Annotated in this window: 21 protein-coding genes; 11 read left to right on the top strand and 10 right to left on the bottom strand. The window is 62.9% G+C overall.

All coding sequences use genetic code 11. The features are described from left to right. The first annotated feature begins 339 nt into the window (after nt 1–339). Nucleotides 340–1701, top strand: a complete 1362-nt coding sequence (locus JQ611_RS27080) for a pilus assembly protein TadG-related protein (protein ID WP_212467117.1) — start codon at nt 340–342, stop codon at nt 1699–1701. A gap of 155 nt (nt 1702–1856) precedes the next feature. Here JQ611_RS27080 and JQ611_RS27085 read toward each other — a convergent pair whose 3' ends face one another. Then, the gene (locus JQ611_RS27085) at nt 1857–2195 is read right to left on the bottom strand and encodes a phasin family protein (RefSeq protein ID WP_212034912.1); all 339 of its coding nucleotides are present in this window, start codon (nt 2193–2195) and stop codon (nt 1857–1859) included. Nucleotides 2196–2596: 401 nt separating this feature from the next. Between JQ611_RS27085 and JQ611_RS27090 the strand changes: the two genes are divergently transcribed. Beyond that, nucleotides 2597–4444 (top strand): D-alanyl-D-alanine carboxypeptidase, encoded by a 1848-nt coding sequence (locus JQ611_RS27090; protein ID WP_212388141.1) that lies wholly within the window; start codon nt 2597–2599, stop codon nt 4442–4444. 251 nt (nt 4445–4695) lie between these two features. Here the strand turns inward: JQ611_RS27090 and JQ611_RS27095 are convergent, their stop codons facing one another. From JQ611_RS27095 to JQ611_RS27110, 4 genes are all read right to left on the bottom strand, one after another. Next, nucleotides 4696–5424 carry a DnaJ domain-containing protein gene (locus tag JQ611_RS27095; protein ID WP_212266224.1) on the bottom strand — a complete coding sequence of 243 codons (729 nt, stop codon included), beginning with the start codon at nt 5422–5424 and terminating at the stop codon, nt 4696–4698. A gap of 67 nt (nt 5425–5491) precedes the next feature. After that, nucleotides 5492–6256, bottom strand: coding sequence for a VWA domain-containing protein (locus JQ611_RS27100; RefSeq protein WP_212034909.1), 765 nt, complete (start codon nt 6254–6256; stop codon nt 5492–5494). A 110-nt stretch (nt 6257–6366) separates the two neighbouring features. After that, on the bottom strand, nt 6367–7251 hold the full coding sequence (locus JQ611_RS27105; protein WP_212388137.1) for an alpha/beta fold hydrolase: 885 nt from the start codon (nt 7249–7251) through the stop codon (nt 6367–6369). 317 nt (nt 7252–7568) lie between these two features. Continuing rightward, complete coding sequence (locus JQ611_RS27110) at nt 7569–8339, bottom strand: helix-turn-helix transcriptional regulator (RefSeq protein WP_212266222.1); 771 nt, start codon at nt 8337–8339, stop codon at nt 7569–7571. A 111-nt stretch (nt 8340–8450) separates the two neighbouring features. On the opposite strand from JQ611_RS27110, the gene JQ611_RS27115 reads away from it, so the two are divergent. Continuing rightward, nucleotides 8451–9542: a zinc-binding alcohol dehydrogenase family protein gene (locus JQ611_RS27115; protein ID WP_212266220.1), complete on the top strand. Its 1092-nt coding sequence runs from the start codon at nt 8451–8453 to the stop codon at nt 9540–9542. A gap of 27 nt (nt 9543–9569) precedes the next feature. Here the strand turns inward: JQ611_RS27115 and JQ611_RS27120 are convergent, their stop codons facing one another. Then, nucleotides 9570–10493, bottom strand: a complete 924-nt coding sequence (locus JQ611_RS27120) for a division plane positioning ATPase MipZ (protein ID WP_212266218.1) — start codon at nt 10491–10493, stop codon at nt 9570–9572. Nucleotides 10494–10824: 331 nt separating this feature from the next. Here JQ611_RS27120 and panC point away from each other — a divergent pair, with 331 nt between their 5' ends. Both panC and JQ611_RS27130 read left to right on the top strand, forming a co-directional pair. Continuing rightward, complete coding sequence (panC, locus tag JQ611_RS27125; protein ID WP_212266216.1) at nt 10825–11676, top strand: pantoate--beta-alanine ligase; 852 nt, start codon at nt 10825–10827, stop codon at nt 11674–11676. A gap of 80 nt (nt 11677–11756) precedes the next feature. Continuing rightward, nucleotides 11757–12530, top strand: a complete 774-nt coding sequence (locus tag JQ611_RS27130) for a hypothetical protein (RefSeq protein WP_249133486.1) — start codon at nt 11757–11759, stop codon at nt 12528–12530. Between the two features lie 42 nt (nt 12531–12572). On the opposite strand, the gene JQ611_RS27135 is transcribed toward JQ611_RS27130, so the two are convergent. The 4 genes from JQ611_RS27135 to JQ611_RS27150 all read right to left on the bottom strand — a co-directional run bounded on the left by JQ611_RS27135 (nt 12573) and on the right by JQ611_RS27150 (nt 15403). Next, a complete protein-coding gene (locus tag JQ611_RS27135) occupies nt 12573–13010 on the bottom strand; it encodes a DUF1489 family protein (RefSeq protein ID WP_212467118.1) in 438 nt (145 codons plus the stop codon). 39 nt (nt 13011–13049) lie between these two features. Beyond that, nucleotides 13050–14078, bottom strand: a complete 1029-nt coding sequence (locus JQ611_RS27140; protein ID WP_212467119.1) for a hypothetical protein — start codon at nt 14076–14078, stop codon at nt 13050–13052. A 190-nt stretch (nt 14079–14268) separates the two neighbouring features. Then, on the bottom strand, nt 14269–14472 hold the full coding sequence (locus JQ611_RS27145; RefSeq protein WP_192733742.1) for a hypothetical protein: 204 nt from the start codon (nt 14470–14472) through the stop codon (nt 14269–14271). A 274-nt stretch (nt 14473–14746) separates the two neighbouring features. Further along, nucleotides 14747–15403: a glutathione S-transferase family protein gene (locus tag JQ611_RS27150; RefSeq protein WP_212467120.1), complete on the bottom strand. Its 657-nt coding sequence runs from the start codon at nt 15401–15403 to the stop codon at nt 14747–14749. 159 nt (nt 15404–15562) lie between these two features. Between JQ611_RS27150 and JQ611_RS27155 the strand changes: the two genes are divergently transcribed. From JQ611_RS27155 to JQ611_RS27180, 6 genes are all read left to right on the top strand, one after another. Further along, nucleotides 15563–16240, top strand: coding sequence for a DUF599 domain-containing protein (locus JQ611_RS27155; RefSeq protein WP_192733744.1), 678 nt, complete (start codon nt 15563–15565; stop codon nt 16238–16240). A gap of 1101 nt (nt 16241–17341) precedes the next feature. After that, the gene (locus tag JQ611_RS27160) at nt 17342–17551 is read left to right on the top strand and encodes a nitrate reductase (protein ID WP_212467121.1); all 210 of its coding nucleotides are present in this window, start codon (nt 17342–17344) and stop codon (nt 17549–17551) included. A 7-nt stretch (nt 17552–17558) separates the two neighbouring features. Further along, complete coding sequence (locus JQ611_RS43105; protein WP_212266208.1) at nt 17559–17840, top strand: 4Fe-4S dicluster domain-containing protein; 282 nt, start codon at nt 17559–17561, stop codon at nt 17838–17840. Beyond that, on the top strand, nt 17837–18100 hold the full coding sequence (locus JQ611_RS27170) for a chaperone NapD (RefSeq protein WP_212467122.1): 264 nt from the start codon (nt 17837–17839) through the stop codon (nt 18098–18100). The genes JQ611_RS43105 and JQ611_RS27170 overlap by 4 nt, the downstream gene beginning before the upstream one ends. A 3-nt stretch (nt 18101–18103) precedes the next feature. Further along, a complete protein-coding gene (napA, locus tag JQ611_RS27175; protein WP_212266204.1) occupies nt 18104–20599 on the top strand; it encodes a periplasmic nitrate reductase subunit alpha in 2496 nt (831 codons plus the stop codon). Next, nucleotides 20572–21081, top strand: a complete 510-nt coding sequence (locus JQ611_RS27180) for a nitrate reductase cytochrome c-type subunit (RefSeq protein ID WP_212266202.1) — start codon at nt 20572–20574, stop codon at nt 21079–21081. Before napA ends, JQ611_RS27180 begins: the two co-directional genes overlap by 28 nt. Nucleotides 21082–21086 lie beyond the last annotated feature (5 nt).

Raw genomic sequence — 21086 nt, forward strand, 5'->3', positions numbered from 1 at the left:
AACGCTTTCCAGATCGCCGCTCCCGGTCCGATCCGGCGGCGGATCGGCTATTGGAATATGGGTCCAGTTGCAGACCACCGCAAGCGCATCAACGCTGCCCTGCCGCGCCCGCAACCGGCCCGAATCCCGGGTCCGGCAATCCAGGCAAGGTTAATCGTTTCCGTCGGATTTGACAAAGGAAGGCCCCTGCCCGTTTAGCGGTCCTTGAGCATAGGAGGCAGTTCTGGCCACCGGTTTGCCGATACATGGGCTTTGACCCGTTTTTGCGGGAACCAGTTTACCACCTGTTTAGCTGCCCAGGCCGAAATACCGCTAGAAACCACTATTTCGGTGAGAGCCATGCTCAATACAGCCATTTTCAGTCGGGTTCGTAAGGCCGCCTGGCGTTTTGCCAAGGCCGATCAGGGCAACATCGCGGTTCTGTTTGCCATCGCCGCCGTGCCGATCATCAGCTTCGTCGGCGCCGCGATCGACTATACCCGTGCCAACAGCGCCCGGTCGTCGATGCAGGCTGCCCTCGATTCCACCGCCCTGATGGTGGCGAAAGACCTGGCGGACGGAACCATCAAGGCCTCGGATATCAACACCAAGGCGCAGGACTATTTCAAGGCGCTCTACACCAACACCGACGCCAGGGAGGTGACGGTCACGGCGGAATATACCGCCAACACCGGCAAGGGCTCGACCATCAAGATCAATGGCTCCGGCAACGTGCCGACAGAGTTCATGAAGGTCGCCGGCTTCCCGAAACTCGGCTTCGACACCAGTTCAACCTCGCTCTGGGGCAACGTCCGCATGCGGGTGGCGCTTGCGCTCGACGTCACTGGATCGATGAAGGACGCCGGCAAGATGGCCGCGATGCAGCCGGCCGCCAAAGCCCTGATCGACCAGATCGGCGCCCTCGCGAAAAATACCGGCGACGTCTACATCTCGCTGATCCCCTTCGCCAAGGACGTCAACGTCGGCGCCAGCAACTCCGAACAGTCGTGGATCGAGTGGAGCGAGTGGGAGGCTGCGAACGGCAAGTGCAGCGGCAAGAACTCCGGGAACTATCCTACAAAAAGCTCCTGTGAATCGGCCGGCAGGACCTGGACGGCGAAGAACCACGATAACTGGAACGGCTGCGTGACCGACCGCGATCAGGACTACGATACCAAGAACACGACGCCGACCTCCGATTATCAAACCAAGTTCTACGCCGAGCAATACGATGCGTGCCCAGCGGCGTTGATGCCACTCACCACCGACTTCGCCGCGCTCAAGACCAAGATTGATGCGCTTGTTCCGAACGGCGGCACCAATCAGCCGATCGGCTTCGCCTGGGGATGGCAGTCGCTCACCCAGGGCGCGCCGCTCAATGCACCGGCCGAAGATGCCAATTATACCTACAAGAAGGTGCTGATCGTGATGTCCGACGGTTTGAACACCCAGGATCGCTGGCCGTCATACGGCAACGGCCAAGTCCAATTCGATGGCGCCATCGACGCCCGCCAGAAAATCCAGTGCGACAACATCAAGGCTAACGGCGTCATCATCTACACGATGCATGTCAACACCGACAGCAAAGTTCCGACCTCCGCCATTCTGGCATATTGCGCGAGCGGCGCCGACAAGTTCTCTACCGTGACCTCCTCGAGCGAGATTGCGACAGCCTTCACCGCAATCGGCACGTCGCTCTCCAAACTGCGCGTCGCGAAATAACCGCCGCCGCAACCGGCAGGACAACAACGCAAAACGAAAAAAGCCCGGCCGTAACGGCCGGGCTTTTTGTTTTGGAAGGTTTGGCGCAGCGCTTAAAGCGTTTTCGAGCGAAGTGGATACCGGTTCGCGTGAAGAAAACGCGTCAAACAAAGAGTTTAGTGCGTGGCGGGAGCGAACTTCGCGACCAGGCCTTCGTAGGGCTTGAAGGTCTGCTTGGCCAGATCGGTATAGAGGCCGGCAATCTTCTGCGTCTCGGCGACAAAGGTCTCGTAGGACGAGCGGGCGAATTCGGTCTGGGCTTCGATCGCCTTGTCCACCGACTTCACGCCGGACAGCTTTTCAACAAACGACTTGGTGTCTTCGAACGACTTCTTGGCGTAGTCGCCATAAGCGGTCGCAATCGCCTGAACACCGCTCTGCAGGTTGCTCGCGGACGCGGCGACCGTTTCGAGATGCTCTTTTCCGTAGCTCTGAATGTCTTCAACCTTGACCATCTTGGAGTCCTTTCCCAGACTGAATGTAATTAATCGCCGGGAGGTCCCGGCTCCCTGACCACCCCTCCCTTATAGTGCAACGCACAATGCCTGTCAAGGAATCTTGTGCACCGCACAAATATCGACGATTAACGCCAAACACCGGAGTGTTACGCAACGGTTACTTAACCTTTTGGAAACTCGCGCCGCCTAACCTGATTCCCGGACGTGTTCGCCTTCCGACAGACAGATTGAAAGCTGTTTGTGAACAACACCTTAGCTAGAACAGCGACCTGATCGGCCAGCCGGGCCCCAATTGCAGCCTGGCTAAGCGCTTCGAACAGGGAAGCGTCACTGGGCCGATGGGCACAATTTCGCCTCACGAACCGGTGATCAAGACAGAAATTGGGACGGGGAAGTAAATGCTTCGTACAACTTTAGCTTCCTCGCGCATGTTGCGAGTTTGCGTTCTCGGGCTGGTCACTCTCACCACTGCAGTCATCTACACCAGCGACAGCGCAGAAGCCCGCCGCTACCGCCAACGCCACCATGCCCGGCACCACGCCGCCGTGGCGAGCTATAGCCCGCAATTCGCTTCCATCATCGTCGACGGCAATTCCGGCGCCACGCTCTCCTCCAACAATCCCGACGCCCTCCGTCGTCCGGCCTCGCTGACCAAGATCATGACGCTCTACCTGCTGTTCGAGCAGCTCGAGCGCGGCAAGCTGAAGCTGGATTCCGAACTGGAAGTGTCCTCGTATGCTTCCCAACAGGCGCCGACCAAACTCGGCCTGAAGCCCGGCCAGACCATCAAGGTCGAAGACGCCATCAAGGGACTGGTGACGCGCTCCGCCAACGACGCCTCGGTCGTGATCGCGGAAGCCATTGCCGGCGATGAAGATGAATTCGCCAAGCTGATGACGCGCAAGGCGCGCGCGCTCGGCATGACCAAGACGGTCTATCGCAACGCCAACGGCCTGCCGAACGACGAACAGCTCACGACCGCGCGCGATCAGGCAACGCTGGGCCGCGCGATCCAGGAACGCTTTCCGCGCTACTATCGCTACTTTGCGACCAGCGTATTCAACTATCGCGGCCAGGCGATCCGCAACCACAATCGCCTGCTCGGCAATGTCGAAGGCGTCGATGGCATCAAGACCGGCTACACCCGCGCGTCGGGCTTTAATCTTGTCAGCTCGATGCGGCGCGGCAACCGCCATCTGATCGGCGTGGTGCTTGGCGGCCGCAGCGGCGGATCGCGCGACGCCACCATGCGCACCCTGCTCGCGGAAAACCTCGACAAGGGTGCGACCATCCGCACCGCCGCCGCCATCACCGAACGCAATTCCGCTGAGGCCAGCGTCGAGGTGGCCGAAGTCGCCAGCACGCCGCGCCCGACCGAGGCGGTCCAGGCCAACAACGCCGCCACGGCCTCCGAGCCCAGCATGGCCGCAATGCAGGCGACGCGCAGCGTCGCCCCGGCCAAGCCCTCGCTGATGGCCGCAGCCGCAGCCGCCCTGCCGGCGCCGCAACCCAAACCCGAACAGTCCAAGTTCGCGGCGCAGGCCAAGCCCGAACCGGCCCCGCTGACCAGCGGTGTGATTCAGACCCAGGCGATATCGGCGATCCCCGGCTCGGCCGAGCCGATGAAGCCGGTCAAGGTCAAGACGGTTCAGGTCAAGGCCGGCGCGATGAAGCTGGCTTCCGCCGGCCCGTCCCAGCCTGTTGCCCCGCCGATCACCAGCGCGATTGCGCCCGTCCGCCCGGAAGTGGCGGAGACCTCCAGCGCCGTCGTGGCGCGGGCTGAGCCGAGATCTGAAGCCATCAAGCCTGAGGTGATCAGGCCCGAAATGGCCCGTGCCGAACTGCCGCCGCAGCCCGCCAATCACGGTACCGGGCATGGCGTACTCGGCGTGCTCCCCGCCTCCAGCGTGCCGTCTGCCCCCGTGCAGGCACTCGCCTATGTCCAGCCACAGACCGTCCAGCAGAACGGCGCCATCAAGCCCGCGGCCACCGTTACCCATACCGGCTGGATCATCCAGGTCGGCGCGCTGGAAAGCGAAAGCGAAGCCCGCACCCGCCTCGATCAGGCGCGCAATCAGGCCCGTGGCCTGCTCGGCAAGGCCGATTCCTTCACCGAGCCGGTCGTTGCCAAGGATAATCGCAAGCTGTTCCGCGCCCGCTTCGCCGGCCTCGAGCGCGATCAGGCCGAGGCGGTCTGCAAGACGCTGAAGCGCGCCGACATCTCCTGCATCACCGTTCGTAACTGACCTTCTCTCTCTTGTTCGCAAAGCCGGCGCCGCAAGCGCCGGCTTTGTTGTTTCCAGAGCACAGTTGCAGACGCCGTGCGGTCGCTGGCGGCAAATCGAACCTGCGCAAACTTCTCGTCAAGAATTTACGGTTAAGTTTTCCGGAATGAAGGATCGACCACGCCGGAAAATGGCGGGCGACACGGGGCATCAACCAGAGAATAGGGCAGCGGCAGCTCTCGGTTTGTAGCGTTTGGTAGCGTTTGCCGGAGTTAGCTGAGATGCGCGCGAAGCAGAGTATCCTTGGCCTCGTTTACACGGGCGGCGAGGTACGTCGAGCCCCCTTGATCGGGATGCAGTTTCTTCATCAGGGCGCGGTGCGCCCGGCTGATGTCGTCACGCCCCGCCCCCGGCTGCAGGCCAAGGATCTGATAGGCCTCCTCGTCCGTCATTTTGCCGCTCGGCGGCGCGCGGCGTTGCCCCCCTGCCGCGTCGCCCTGCGCGTTCTGACGCCAGGCGGGAAACCGGCGGTCCAGATAGCTTTCAAGTAACGCGACGCTTTCGGCGTCGAAGCCGGACATGATCGTCGTCAGCTGCGCTAGGTCGAACTCGTCGAGCGAGCGGCCGGCATAGGGCCCATCGACGATCTGGCCCGACAGGGCGCCGCTGTCGTGATCGAGGCTCATGTCGAGAAACTGCGATCGCACGCGCGAGGTCTGTCCGGGCGAGCGCTGCGTGCCGCCGCCGAATATCCCGCCGATATTGCTGAAGCCCGACGGGCCGAACGGCGACCAGCCGAGCAGTCCCGCTCCGAAGATGCCGAGCGGGATCGCCACCGCCAGTTCGCCCCTGAGCCCGGTGAAGGCCGCGACCGCCAGCGCGATGATGCCGCCGCCGATCTTGAGCAGCCGCGCAAGCACGACCGGATTGGCCGCACGAAACATCTGCAGCAGCAAATAAAGCAGGACAACGGCGACGACACCGGCAATCAGGGTTGGCATGGGCCCAATATAGTCGCCCCGGCGGCAAAAAGCATGGCGATCCGCACCTGAAGAGCCAAGCTGGCGATCATTTCATCTGGCCGATCAGCTTGGCCGCGCCGCTTCCGGTCTTCGACAGCCGCAGCAGCGCTTCGCGTCCGCCGGCGGCATAGGCCGCGGCAGCTCGCAACAGCTCGCGCAACTGGGCCGCGGCGCCGGGATCGAACCTGCACCATGCCCCGCCGGTGAGGCGCGCGATCTCACGGAACGCGTGCTCGGCCGCAACGTCGTGGCCTTCCTGGAACATGAACACGGGCACCTTGAGCAGGCCGAGTTCACCGGCCTTGGCGCAGAGGTCGTCGACCGACTCTTCCATGGCGTCGCCGACGAACACTACGGCGCGCACGGCGGAAGCGACCGCCTCGCGGCGGGCTTCCGAGAGCACCTTGCCGATCTGGGTATTGCCGCCCTGGCAATCGATCTTGGTCATCAATTTAGCGAGTTGCGCCGAGTCGGAGATCCATCCCGTCGCGCGGCATTCATTGAGGCCGCGGTAGTAGACCAGGCGAATGTCGAGGCTGCCGAGCGAAGCCGCTTCGCGAAACATATCGGCCTGCAGCGCGCAGGCCATGTCCCAGGTCGGTTGCCGGCTCATGGTGGCGTCGAGCGCGAACACCAGCCTGCCCTTTGCGCCGGTCCGGTGCGGCGACATGGCGCGAGCCTTGGCGACAAAGGCAGCGATGTCTTCGGCCGCCGAGGGCCGGGCTTCCGGCAACGGAGAGCTGCGCGATTGAGGTTTCTGCGCCGAGAAGACGTCGGCGGGAGATTTCGGTTTGGTGGGTTCGCCGGCCATGAGCGCTCGCAATTGCAGCAGGCTCTATGTGGGGCTGACTATAAAGGGCGTCAATGCACCCGGTCGTGATCCGCCGGGATCAGGCAGCGGAAGCGTTAACAGCGGAGCCGTTAGTTGGTCGCCGACTTGATGGTCGGTGGGTTGCTGGCCAGCGGCACCGGCCCCGGATTGCTCACGAGCGGATCCGGCACCTTGGTCGGCACCGGCTTCAGCACACTGCTGTCGCTGTTATCAGCGATGAACTTGTCGAGCATCGTCTGGATCGACGACTTTGCCGCATCGGGCCCGGTATCGCGCATATCGTTGTGCTGGTAGCCGGTGTTCACGACTGTAATACCGGCCTTCTCGCACTGGTCGTCATCCGGCACGACGCCCGGATCCGGCTTGAACTGCGTGTCCTTCGAGCGGAACGACAGGATCTTGAACTTGCCGTCGGTCAGGAACGGCACGCGCAGATTGTCCAGCGTCACCACCTTCTTGATCTCGTCGGGATATTGCTTGGCGAAATACATCGAGATATCGCCGCCCATCGAGTGCCCCACCATGGTCACCCTGGCGTAGTCGGCGTTGGGCAGGACCTTCTTCATTTCCTCGATGGCAAAATGGATGTTGGCGACGCCGCGCTGAATTTGCGGCAGGCGGCCGACATAGAGTTCGCCGACCTTGGTCACCATCGGCGGATCGGTCGGCAGATCATGCTGCGGGCTGACCGCAAGATAGCCGCGCGCGGCGAACGCGTTGGAGAGGAACGAATACTCGGTATGCTTGACGGTGTTGCCGTGATTGATGATCGCAACCGGCAGCGTGATCATGCCGGCATTAGCCTGCATTTCCTTGTCGCGCCGAACGGCGATATTGACCGCGACCAAACGATTGTCTCGCGCCGGATCATGGAATGCGATGGTCTCGTGACGGATCGCCCACTTGCTCGCGGTAAAATACGCGACCGCAACCAGTACGGTAAGTGAAAGCAGAACGGCAATTCCACGTTTCATCGGCGTCCTCGGGGCCCCGGTAGGGGCTATGTCAGTCTCAAGACTCTTCGGCCTCGTTCTTGATGATATATGTCACAGCGGCGTGACATAAAGTCCAAATGTTGTGAATTGAGCGCCTGATCGTTGTGCGATGCACCCATCCATTGTGCAGTTGCTCACTACCCGGCGATCATTTCCTATTTGCCTATATACGACGGCCCCAACCAAGCTTCGGTTCGACCGAACGATAAAAGTCTAATGAAAACGGTATTGTAGGCAATTCGTTCCCTTATTTCGCACGCCGCGTCTGCCCTGGAAATCCCGGAAAACCACTGGATTCAGCCCGCAGTATAGATGATCAGCTTCAGCGCCGGATCGTCATTGGCCTGGAAGCTCGCGTATTCCAGCTTCAGCCGCCCCTTCCTCGGATGGCTCAGGGATTTCTGGCCGGCCGAGACGCCGCCAATATCATGGGCCTCCCACCAGCCCGAAAATTCGGGACAGCCCTGCCGCAGCCGTGCAAGCAGTTCCTGGAACGCGGGATCGCCGGCCCACAAATCATGCGTGGCGCGGAACTGCGCCACGATGCGCCGCGCCTCTTCTTCCCATGAAGCGCCGAATAACTTTCGCGTCGCGCGGTTGGTCAGCACGGTGAGAAGAATGTTGCGGTCGCCTTCCGGCAGCCGGCTGAACGCAAAGATTTCATCCGCGGCCGCATTCCAGGCCAGAATGTCCCAGCGGCGGCCGGTGACATAGGCCGGCAAATTGAGCCGCTCGACGGTGCGCCGGACTGCAGGCGGCACGGTTTCGGGGACAAAGGCGCGGCGGTCGGCATTCTGCGTCAGTGCCCGCAGATGCTTGTGCTCAGCCTTGCCGAGCCGCAGCGCGCGGGCCAGCGCGTCGATCGTCGCCGCCGACGGACTGACGGTGCGCCCCTGCTCGAGCCGGATGTACCAGTCGACGCCGATGCCTGCGAGTTCGGCAACTTCTTCGCGCCGCAAGCCGGGCGTTCGCCGCCGCCGCCCGATCGGCAGGCCGACCGCCTTTGGCGTCAGCTTTTCCCGCCGCGAGCGCAGGAAATCGCCGAGTTCGCTTTGCCTGGGATTCATGGGCCTGCACTTCGTCAGCGGGGGATCATTCAATCCTAGGATAATACCAGGTCTTGTTGGCGAAATGAAGGGTTGCGAAAATCGGCTCCTCGTTGCGAAAGGATGCCCATCATGAAAGCCGCCGTCTTGAAACAATTCGGATCGCCGCTCGCGATCGAAACCCTGCCCGATCCCGTCCTCGGCACCGGCGAAGTGATCGTAGACGTGATGGCGAGCCGGGTTCTCGCCTACGCCAATGAAGTCCTGAGCGGCGAACGCAAATACCTGCTGGAATTGCCTGTGGTGCCGGGTCCCGGCGCGATCGGCCGCGTCCGCGCCACCGGCCCGGATGCGACCCATCTGGCCACGGGCGACTGGGTCTATTGCGATCCGACGGTGCGCTCGCGCGATGATGCGCTTGCCCCCGACATCGCGCTGCAGGGCCTGACCGCCGGCAGCGACGGCGGTCTGCGGCTGCAGCGATACTTTCACGATGGGGCATGGGCCGGACAAATGCGGGTGCCGACGGAAAACGCCGCACGGATCGGCAGCATTGCAGAAGCGGACGCCGCGCGCTGGTGCGCGCTGGGCACGCTGCTGGTGCCGTATGGTGGCTTCCTCGCCGCCCAATTGCAGGCCGGAGAGACCGTATTGGTCAATGGCGCCACCGGCAGCTTTGGCAGCGCGGCGGTGGCCGTCGCGTTGGGCATGGGTGCCGCTTGCGTCATCGCAACCGGCCGCAACGAAAAGGCGCTGGCCGATCTCGTGCGCCGGTTCGGCCCACGCGTCCGTATCGTTCCGATGCGCGGCGAGGAGGAAGACGACCGCAAGCGGATCCTGCAAGCCGCCGCGGGCGGCATCGACTGCGTGCTGGACATCCTGCCGCCTGCGGCCAACGCGATGCAGGTGCGGACCGCCATCCTCGCGGTGCGGCCTTACGGACGCGTGGTGCTGATGGGCGGCGTCGGCATGCTCGGCGGCGCCGGCCTCGACCTGCCCTATTCATGGATGATGCGGAACTGCATCACCCTTCGCGGCCAATGGATGTACCCGCCGCACGCGGCCCTGTTGATGGTTGGGCTTGTTCGCGCTGGCCTGGTCAGCCTGGATCAATTCGAGGTCACTTCGTTTGCGCTCGACGACGCCAACGCCGCGGTCGCGCATGCGGCAAGCAATAGTGGTCCGTTCCGGATGACGGTGATCGAGCCGCCGAGATCGCGCTGATCAGGCGCCGATGATCGAGCGCCTTGATCAGGCGCCCAGGATGTCGTGGACTTCGAGCGGCTTGTCGACCTGGCTGAACCATTCGGCGCGGTTGGCGGCCCTCCGCCGGCCGCGCTCGTCGAGCGGCAGCTTCAACTGGCGGAGCAGGCTCGTCACCTCCTCGCGCGCCGTCACATGGCCCATGCTCGGCCGCGTGCCGAGCGTGGCCTCATCGAGGTCGTCGAGCGCGGTCAGCCCGCGCGGGAAGAATTCGCGGTAGACCACCCGCTCGGCAAGGCCGTCGATCGAACGAAAGCCCAGCCGCAACGACAGATCCTTCAGACTGTCGGCGACGAGCTGCTTGTTGCGCGAGCCGATCATCGACAGCCGGTTGCGCACCACGATCCAGTCGGTCGAAGCGCCGTCGAGCTGGCGGCGCTTGCGCCGGACGTCGCGCACCATCTCGGCATAGTGGCTTTCGCCGGTCACCGAATAGGTGGCGGGGTCGACGGTGCCGAGCACGTCGAAATCGAGGAAGCTGTCGTTGATCGGCGTCACCAGCGTATCGGCCATCGAATGGGCCAGGCGCATCAGATAGGAATCCGACCCCGGCGTATCGATGACGATGAAGTCGAAGGCGCGCTCGACCGTGCTCACCGCTTCCATGAACTGCTGGAACTCGGAGTTTTCATTGTCGGCGATCTGCATCGTCTCGCCGAGCTTGATGCAAAAGTGGACGGGAATTTCGAGATCGAGGCCGGTGCGGCGGGCCCACGCGGTGCGGTTGCCGATGTACCGGGTGAAGCTCTGCTGGCGGCAGTCGAGGTCGATGGTGGCGACACGCTGACCGGCTTTCATCAGGGCGACAGCGATATGCAGTGCGGTGGTGGATTTCCCCGAACCGCCCTTCTCGTTGCCGAGCACGACGACATGCGCCGAACCGGACTGACCCTGACTAGCCTGAACCAACATGACTCAACCCCAACCCCCATTTGATATCTTCAAATCACGCGCGGCTGTGGTCAAGCGAAATGCGTGATAACGCTTTTAAATCATTGTCTGCCTGCCTTAATCATGAATCCGCTTGGCGACATCGCGTTCATCTGTGATCGAGCGCACGTTTCCACGCGCCGAACCCGACTGGCGATACATGACCCATGCAGCTACGTCGGACTGCCGTGATGAGTTGCACAGGTTGATCACCTTGGCGGCAATGCCTCGGCCTTATAAGGTCGCATCGCCCGCCAAGAGGCCGCGGCCAACAGCCCCCTCACCCCAAACATCGTGCAAGAGATCGAGCCAGATGCCGCGAAGCCCCATGGTCGTCCGTACCGTCCCCGCATTGCGCCGCGCCCTTGATGGCCTTCGCGCCAGAAAGGCTGATATCGCGCTGGTGCCAACCATGGGAGCGCTCCATGACGGCCATGTGTCGCTGGTTCGGCTCGCCAAGCGCCGCGCACAGAAAGTCGTCGTCTCGATCTTCGTCAATCCGACCCAGTTCGCGCCAACGGAGGATTTCGGCTCCTACCCGCGCACCTGGAAGTCCGACGTCGCCAAGCTCGCGGCCGAGAAGGTCGACCTGATCTGGAATCCGGACGTCAAGGCGATGTATCCGGAGGACTTCGCCACAAGGATCGTGCCCGAAGGTCCGGCCACCGCCGGGCTGGAAGATCGCTTCCGCCCGCACTTCTTCGGCGGCGTCGCCACCGTGGTCGGCAAGCTGTTCACCCAATGCCGGCCGGATGTCGCGATCTTCGGCGAAAAGGACTTTCAGCAATTGCGGGTGGTGACGCAGATGGCGCGCGATCTCGATCTCGGCGTCAAGGTGATCGGATCGCGCACGGTTCGGGAACGCGACGGGCTGGCGATGTCCTCGCGCAACGTCTACCTCGCGCCCGAACAGCGCCAGGCGGCGCCCGAGCTCTATCGCGCGATGAAGCAAAGCGCGGCGCGCCTGCGCGCCGGCGAGCCGGTCGACGCCGTCATGGGGGCCGGTGCCGAGACGATCACAAGAGCGGGTTTTGCGCTGGACTATTTCGAGGTGCGCCACGCCGAAACGCTGGCGCCGATCGCCTCGCTCAAACAGGGTCCAATGCGGATGCTGGTCGCCGCCAAGATCGGAACCACGCGGTTGATCGACAATATCGCGGTTTAGGCCGCCGAACCCCGCCCCACTTGCGCGGAGCAACCTCTGCGTGAAATATGTCCACAGGGATAGCGGGGGGAACTGCCAGCATGGGTGCGCGATCGATAGCTACGGTGATATTCGGCGGACTGCTGACGATGATCGCAGTCGGTTTCGCCCAGGCCCAGGCGCCGACACCAGATCGGCCGCCGGTCGGCGGCATCGGCCAACTGCCCGATGCCATGATCTTTTACGTCGCGCGCGGCACGGTGGGCGCTTGTGGGCCGGGCTGCTCGGAATGGATCGCCGCCGAAGGCACCGTGCTGTGGGATACCCACAAGCGGCTGATCAACATCCTCGACAGGACCGCCGGGCGCAAGCTGCCTGTCGTGATCCACACCCGGGGTGATTCCGATGTCATTGTCGCGATGAGTCTCGGCAGAATCCTGCGCAGCCGCAGCATCGACGCCACGATGGGACCCACCGAGGTCGAAGCGTGCCGGGGCAAATCGGAGGCGGATTGTTTTGCGCTCAAGCGTCTCGGCGGGCCGCTCGATGCGAAGCTCAAGCTCCCCCAGGATCCCTGCGATTTTGCGTGCGTGCTGATCCTGGCCGGCGGTGTCCATCGCACGCTACCGGCCGGTGCCCGGGTCATGCTGACCGGCTATTACGTTTATAACCGGTTGGCGCCCAATCTTTCCAAGGACGAACGCGTCGGCCTGACCGCACGGTATGATGAGCTGTTCCGCGTCTACTTGCGCCAGATGGGGGTTGAGACCGAGTTGATCGACATCGTCGACAAGACCTCTTCTGTCCGCCGCCGGATCGAACTGCCGCCGTCTGATTGGATGCGGCTGCATCTCGTCACCGCGGCATCCCTGTAACGCCTGGCGGCGCACGGTGGACGCGGCCGAATTGAGCCAGTCTCAGAGCAGCCCGAGGTCGCGCAGTTCCCGCCGCATTGGCTCCGGCATCGACGCCACGACCGCGGCGGACTTGCCGAGATCGGCGGGCGCGCCGTCCTCGGTCAGATAGCGCCAGCCCTGGAACGGGCGCATCGGCCGCGGCGAGACGGCGATGACCTTGGGCTGCAACACCAGGCGGCACCGTCCGATACCGTCCCTGTCGCGGAACGGCTCGATCGCGATCAGCTTTTCGCGCGCCGCGATCTCTCCCTTGATCACCCAGTAGAGCGAGCCGCCGGCAAGCAGTTCCTCGTCGCGTTTCGGCGTCATCCGGGTGACGTGGATATGGCGGAGCGGCAAACCCTTTTTCCTGGCGGTTGCCATCCGTTCGGCAACCCAGCCCTTGAGTTCTTTGACCGACTCGCAGCCAACGGCGAGCTTGATGAGATGAAGCGGCATGGATCCGGGTTTAGCGGGCCCCGCGCCGTTTGAAAACGATCATTCGTTGGCGGGCGCAGCAGCTGTGGATGACACCGTCGGTGCCGTCGGCGCCCCCGGTGCCGGCGACAGCTGGACCGGCGCGGCCGGCGCACGTTTCGGCGCCGGTGGTTGTTTTTTGGCTGCCGCCAGCGCTGGTGACGCTGCGGCGGTTGGTGTGGCCGGTGCGGCGGTAGCTGGTGCTGCTGCGGCCGGGGCCAAGCGCGGTGAAGCCGGTGGATTGGCAGCTGCTGGCGCCGGCGCGGCACGAGCGGCGGGCGGCTCCGGGTTCATGATGCTAATGGGCGGGGTATTGGCCGCGCTCGGGAACTCGGCATTGGTGGGCTTGCCAGTGGGCATGGACGGCGGCAGCCCCGCGAGCAATCCCGGGGTTGTCGCAGCCTGGGGCGGCGCGTTCCATGACGGCGCATAGCGCGTGATCAGGTTCTCGTAGAGGTGCTCGTCCATATTGGCGACGACGTGGCGCTTGTCGGCCAGCGCGGCGAACGCGGCGCATGCAGCCGGCGTGCAATGGTCGCGCGCCATCAGCACATAGGCCATCAGCCCGTAGCGGTCGCGCTCGACGGCGCGGCGCAGCACCTGCAGATCGGAACTCGTCGCTTTGTCGGCTGTGGCAGCATCGCCGAACCCGGTCAGGCGGGAGATCTGGGACGCCGCATAGCTGACCGCGGCAGCGACCGAGTCGGCGGACCCGAACAACGTCTTCTCGCAGGCGTTGAGGACGGCATCGCCGGCGAGATCGTCGATACAAGAGAGCTGCGGCAACGCTGCACTGACCGAAGCCACCCGGGTCCCAGCGGACGAGACGCCGCCATCCGGCCCGAAGCTGCGGATGGTCGCGGCGACAGCGACGACGATCGCGAGCAGCGTCATGACCGTCAGCACGCCATTGGCCACGGATTTCTCCGCGCGCAGCAGCGTGATCAGAACGATGATTCCCAAAAATCCCGCCGCGGCCAGCGTCAGCCACATCGGAAAGGTCGGTGTACGCCAGATCTGATCCAGCGAAGATGCCCAGTCCCAGCTCATGCGCGGTGTCCCTCACGCAGCATAACGCGATCAGCGAAAGCGAATGCGTGTTTGCCCGCATTCACTCCCGACAGAATGGTCCTGCGAACGGGGCCTTTTGACGGCGAGCGATATGGAACCGCGTCAACCGCTGGTTTGCACACAGCTCTCTCAGGAGACCGTGAGCGGCTCAGGAGACCGCAAGCGCGGCTCAGGAGACCGCGAGCTGGCTTTCCTTGGCTACCCGTTCGAAGGCTTCGGTCGAGCTCTTGATGCGATACTGGCAGTCGTCACCGTCGGTCGGAAGCAGCCGGATCACCTCATAGGTGCCGCTGGCGGCCGGTCGGGCAACGTTGCTGGCAGTGAAATAGACAGTCTCTCCAACGGTGAATTTGTGCTTCAACGCCCTCTCCATCACGCAAGATTGTCGGCGGCGCTTAGTTGTCCCGCTAGCGATCGGCCGACTTGAGAACCCTGCGTCAACCTAGCACACCACAGGCCCAAAAAGCCAGCAACATCGAGGCATCCAGAACACGCATATTTTGCAGATATTTCAGTGCGTTAAATGCCAGTTTGGGGGAATTTGCATAGCCGCTATTCCGGCCGCAATTCCGCATCCCCGGCCCTATGCGGTAGCCAGGGCCGGTGCGGTTCAGGGGCCATGGAACCGGACGGGTTAACGCCGCGCCTCAGATCGCCTCGAGCCGGTCGATCAGCAGCGTTTCGGCCAGCCCGTCGCGGGTCCACTCCTGGAACGCCGGCAACCCGTCCATCGCCTCGATGTAGCGCTGCGCATCGCCAGTGACCGGAATCGCGTAGGTGCGGAAGCGATGCACGACCGGTGCGAACATCGCGTCCGCGCCGGAGAAGGCGCCGAACAGGAACGGCCCCGCTTTGCCATAGCGCTGATGGCACTCGGCCCAGATCGCCTGGATCCGCGCCACATTGGCCTGCGCGTCATCCGACAGCGCAACCGCGCGGATCGGGCGGTGCAAATTCATGCCGCATTCGTTGCGCAGCGCCATGAAGCCCGAATGCATCTCCGCCGAGATCGAACGCGCATGGACGCGGGCCGCGCGGTCTTCCGGCCACAGTTTGGTTTGCGGGAATTTTTCGGCGAGATATTCGATGATCGACAGCGAATCCCACACCGTGACATCGCCATCGACCAGCGCCGGCACTTTTCCCGCATCGCTGAAGCTCAGGATGCGTTGCTTGTCGGCCGGGTTGTCCGTGTACAGAGGAATCAAAACCTCTTCGAACGGAATGTTGTTGGCGCGCAGCGCCAGCCATGGCCGCATCGACCATGACGAATAATTCTTGTTGCCAATGACCAGTTTCAACATTTCAAGGGAATCCTGTTGGGATCGCCATCATGGCATAGTGCGCGGCAATCGTTCAACCTGTACATCTAGAGCGTTTTCTAGCGAAGTGGGCACCGGTTCGCGTCAAGAAAACGCGTCAAACCTAGATGCCGTGACCAAGCGACGACGACGGGGACCAGCATGACCGGATACTGGGTCGATATCGCGGCCATCACGTTCTTCGTCGTGGAGTGGACGGTTTATGCCTTCACCCTCGAGCGTACCGCCTACGGCCGGGACAGCCTGTCCGCGCGGATGCATATTTATCGCGAGGTCTGGATACGAAACCTGCTCGATCGCGAAACCCGCATGGTCGACATGCAGATCATGGCTTCGTTGCAAAACGGCACGGCGTTCTTTGCCTCCAGCAGCCTGATCGCGATCGGCGGCGGGCTGGCCCTGCTGCGCGCCACCAACGACGCATTGGCGGTGCTTGCTGCGCTGCCGATCGATCTCAGCCCCTCGCCGGCCCTGTGGGAAATCAAATGCGTGGGCTTGATCCTGATCTTTACCTACGCCTTCTTCAAATTCTCATGGGCCTATCGCCTGTTCAACTATGTCGCCATCCTGCTCGGCGCGATGCCGCCGGCCTCGGAAAAAGGCACGCCTGAGGCGGAAGCGCATGTCATCCGCACCACCCGATTGTTCGAATCCGCCGGCCAGCATTTTAATCGCGGCCAGCGCTCGTTCTTCTTTGCGCTCGGCTATCTCGGCTGGTTCGTCAGTCCATGGGTGTTGTTCGTCACCACCGCGATGGTCGTGATCGTCACCTGGCGGCGGCAGTTCGCGTCGAATGCGTGGAAGGCGATGGGAAGCTGAGGAGAGCTTGATGCGGCTCCATACAACGCTGTCATACCCGCAAATGCGGGTATCCAGTACGCCGTGGCCTATCGGTTCAATCATTGCCGTCTCTGGAATACTGGGTCACCCGCCCCCCGTGCGCAATTGCGCACTCGGGCGGGTGACGACGACTGAATGCGTGTTCGCGATCTCGCGACGCATTGCGCCCGAGCTTTGAGAGAAATTTCCTTGCCCTCTCCAAAATCAGAGGGCGCAGGGAATGCCGGATGCGCGCTGCACCCGCGGTCTCGCGTGCGATTGTGCTAAAGAAGCTGCACACGAGCATACAGGGCAGCGGAGAACATCCGACATTCCCTGCGCAATGGCTTTACGGCTTATATCGCGCTCTCCCTGGTGAACGGGCTTGCTTGCCACCATTGCCCCTGATCAGCTTTTGGCTTCTCAGGAACGTGACGCCAGCATCGGGCGTCAGGACCACACGACTTCACCGTACGCTTCAGCTGCGCGCGTCAAAGCGCAACTGTTGCGTCCACCGCGACCCGCCCCTCGTTGTGACGATGGCCAACGCCCCTCTGAGTGGGACGGGATGACGATTTATGTGCCGGTGATTTGGGGTCGAAGGAAAGGGAAATATTTTTGATTTTCAGAAAATCTGGGTATTGACATGATTTCTGTAAATCGAAAGTGATTTGCCCGTCGGGTTGATTTGTCGCGCTCGCCGCGTCCAGTTTGTTGTTGCACACGCGGCGACGCCGTTCGCACGACGTAGGTGGATGGCGGGTAAACTCATCAACTCAAGCGATCACCGGACGCCCGCTTAATCGCGCAATACGGACTCTATTCAGGCATGGCATGAGTTCCGAACAGTGCCCGTCAACAGCCGGCTCCCCGCACGGCGGCTTGTGGCCCCCCGGGCCCGAAGGGTTCGCCGCGGTTTTGATTGATCCAGATCAATGAAGGTCTTGCCGACCGGCAGGTAAGAAAAGTGAGGTCAGGCATCCTGCAACGGAGCAGGCACGTGGCCGCCTATCCGCCGATTAGAGAAGACACGTTGACTGGCACCGCGGGAGCGTGTGGCCGGCGCAACGATGTCCGATATTGGGAGCTGGCAGATCGTTTATGAGCGACACGTCAAATAAACAGAGAGGTAAGCAACAGCCGGCACCTGAGGCCGCGCTTGCGCCCGGCCGACGTGCGGAATTTCTCGTATTCGCCATCATTGCCGCCTTCATTTGGCCGGTGGTCGCCGTCGGCGTGGTCGGCGGATACGGCTTTCTCGTCTGGATGTCCCAAGTGATCTTGGGTCCTCCCGGTCCTCCGGGAGGGTAACGTCGCCATGGAAAGCCCAGGACCTTCCCGCCGTTCACTGTTGCGCGGCCAACTCCTCTCCAGGCCCGTCGCCATCATCAACGACGATTGTCTGGCCAAAGCTGGCATCGTCTGCCGCTCCTGTGGCGACGCATGTTCGGCTTCAGCCATTCGTTTCCGTCCCCGCTTCGGGGTGCCGCCCGAAGCCATCGTGATTGATGACGCCTGTACCGGATGCGGCGACTGCGTCCGGGTGTGCCCGGGCGACGCCATCTCGCTGGGCGCCGCCCGCCACGGTGGCACATCATGACGGCGGAAGGCACCATCCACATTTCGAGTGCGGTTATCTCCGTGTTGCCGAAACACCGGGACGAGGTGCTGCGCATGCTCGCAGCCCTACCGGAGGTTGAGACTCATCAAAGCAACGCATCGAAAATCGTCATCGTGATGGAAGCGGCGGAGAGTGGAATCATGGGTGGCCGTCTCGCCGAGATCGCATCGTGGCAAGGCGTCTTGTCGGCCAACATGGTGTTCGAGCAGGTCGAGCGTTTAGCCGATATCGGAGACTAGAACATGTCACTGTCGCGACGCGAATTGTTGAAGGCGCAGGCTGCCGCTGTCGCAGCCGCGGCCGCCGGCATCGCCGTTCCGGCCGCCGCGCAGCCGGTGGCGGGTGGCGTCGGATCGCTGGAGATCAAATGGTCCAAGGCGCCGTGCCGGTTCTGCGGTACCGGATGCGGCGTCATGGTGGGCGTCAAGGCCGGCAAGGTCGTCGCCACCCACGGCGATACGCTCGCCGAGGTCAATCGCGGGCTGAACTGCATCAAGGGCTACTTCCTCTCCAAGATCATGTATGGCGGTGACCGCCTGACCACGCCATTGCTGCGCAAAAAGGGCGGCGCCTTCGACAAGAACGGCGAACTGACGCCGGTGTCCTGGGACGAAGCCTTCGACGTGATGGCCACCCAGGCCAAGGCTGTGCTGAAGGAGAAGGGCCCGACCGCGCTCGGCATGTTCGGCTCGGGGCAGTGGACTGTGCCGGAAGGCTATGCCGCCACCAAACTGATGCGTGCCGGCTTTCGCTCCAACAACCTCGATCCGAATGCCCGCCACTGCATGGCGTCGGCTGCGGTCGCGTTCATGCGCACATTCGGCATGGACGAGCCGATGGGCTGCTACGACGATTTCGAGGCGGCGGACGCCTTCGTGCTCTGGGGCTCCAACATGGCGGAGATGCATCCGATCTTGTGGACGCGGCTCACCGACCGGCGACTGAGCCACCCGCATGTGAAGGTGGCGGTGCTCTCGACCTTCACCCACCGCAGCTCCGACCTTGCCGACATTCCGATCATATTCAAGCCAGGCACGGATCTGGCGATCCTGAACTACATCGCCAACCACATCATCACGACCGGGCGGGTCAACCAGGATTTCGTCAAGAACCACACCACCTTCGTCAAGGGAACGGTCGACATCGGGTACGGATTGCGCCCGGACCATCCGCTTGAAGTCAAAGCCAAAGGCGCGGCGACAGCCGGCGCGACGCAGCCGATTGACTTCGAGGCCTATGCAGCCTTTGTGAAGGACTACACGCTCGAGAAGGTATCCGAGCTCACGGGCGTCGAGCGCGGCTTCCTGCAGGAGCTCGCCGAGCTCTACGCCGATCCGAAGCGCAAGGTGATGTCGCTCTGGACCATGGGCTTCAACCAGCACGTTCGCGGCGTATGGGCCAATCAGCTGCTCTACAATCTGCATCTCTTGACCGGGAAGATCTCCGAACCCGGCAATTCGCCGTTCTCACTGACGGGACAGCCGTCCGCCTGCGGCACGGCGCGCGAAGTCGGCACCTTCGCGCACCGCCTGCCCGCCGACATGGTCGTCACCAATCCCGAACACCGCAAGCACGCCGAGGACATCTGGCGCGTCCCGAACGGCATCATTCCGGAGAAGCCGGGCTATCACGCAGTCGAACAGGACCGGATGCTGAACGACGGCAAGCTGAATTTCTATTGGATCCAGGTGAACAACAATCTGCAGGCCGCGCCGAACTCTTCCCGGGAAACCTATCCGGGCTACCGGAATCCGGCGAACTTCATCGTCGTCTCCGACGCCTACCCGACCGTAACGGCGATGGCCGCCGACCTGATTCTGCCGGCGGCGATGTGGGTCGAGAAGGAAGGCGCCTACGGCAACGCGGAACGGCGTACTCACGTCTGGCGGCAGCTCGTCGACGCACCCGGCGAGGCGCGCTCCGATCTCTGGCAGATGATGGAGTTCTCCAAGCGCTTTACCACCGACGAGGTGTGGCCCGCGGAGATCCTGGCCGCCAATCCCAACTATCGCGGCAAGACCCTGTTCGAGGTTCTCTTCCGCAACGGCAACGTCGACAAGTTCCCGATAAACGAGATCCCGGCCGAGTACGAGAACCGCGAGTCAAAGGCGTTCGGTTTCTACGCGCAGAAGGGTTTGTTCGAGGAATACGCCCAGTTCGGCCGCGGCCATGGCCACGATCTCGCATCCTACGACACACTTCACACCAACCGCGGAATGCGCTGGCCCGTCGTCGACGGCAAGGAAACGAAGTGGCGCTACCGTGAAGGTCTTGATCCCTACGTCAAGCCGGGCAAGGGCGTCGACTTCTACGGCAACAAGGACGGACGGGCGCGGATTATCGCGGTGCCCTACGAACCGCCCGCGGAATCCCCCGACAAGGAATTCGACATCTGGCTGGTGACTGGCCGTGTGCTCGAACATTGGCACTCCGGCTCCATGACCATGCGAGTGCCCGAACTCTACAAGGCGTTCCCCGGCGCCCGCGTCTTCATGCATGCGGAAGACGCGCGTGCCCGGGGCATCAATGAGGGCGCGGAGGTCCGCGTGGTTTCCCGCCGCGGCGAAATCAAGAGCCGCGTCGACACCAAGGGCCGCAACCGGATGCCGCGTGGCGTGGTCTTCGTCCCGTGGTTTGATGCCAGCCAACTCATCAACAAGGTGACGCTGGACGCAACCGATCCCATTTCCAAACAGACGGACTTCAAGAAATGCGCGGTCAAGATCATTCCGGCCTGAAGCGACTTCGCACGCCTCTGGCGAGCTCACTGCTCGGCGGCTTGTTGGTGTTCATCTGCGGCGCGATCTACGCCCAGACCGCCCCCCAGAATCCGCCTCAGATCGTGCCCCGCGTGACCGGTGCAGCCTCCCCGATGGGCGACGTGCCAGCGGCGCCCCTGGCCCGACCGGTCGTCGACGACAAGCGATTGATGCGCAATTATCCGGAGCAACCGCCCATCATCCCGCACTCGATCGATAATTATCAGCTCACGCTGAAGACCAACCGCTGCCTCGATTGCCACCGACGCCAGTTCACCGAAGGCTCGGGGGCGCCGATGATCAGCGTCACGCATTTCATGGACCGCGACGGGCAAGTTCTCGCCGACGTGACGCCGCGCCGATACTTCTGCACCGCCTGTCACGTCCAGCAGACGGATGCCCAGCCGCTCGTGCCGAGCACCTTCAGGGACATGCTTCTCGTCGAACCCGGAAAGAAGTGAGAAGC

Origin of the sequence: Bradyrhizobium sp. AUGA SZCCT0182 (assembly GCF_018130185.1) — a bacterium.
Classification (GTDB): domain Bacteria; phylum Pseudomonadota; class Alphaproteobacteria; order Rhizobiales; family Xanthobacteraceae; genus Bradyrhizobium.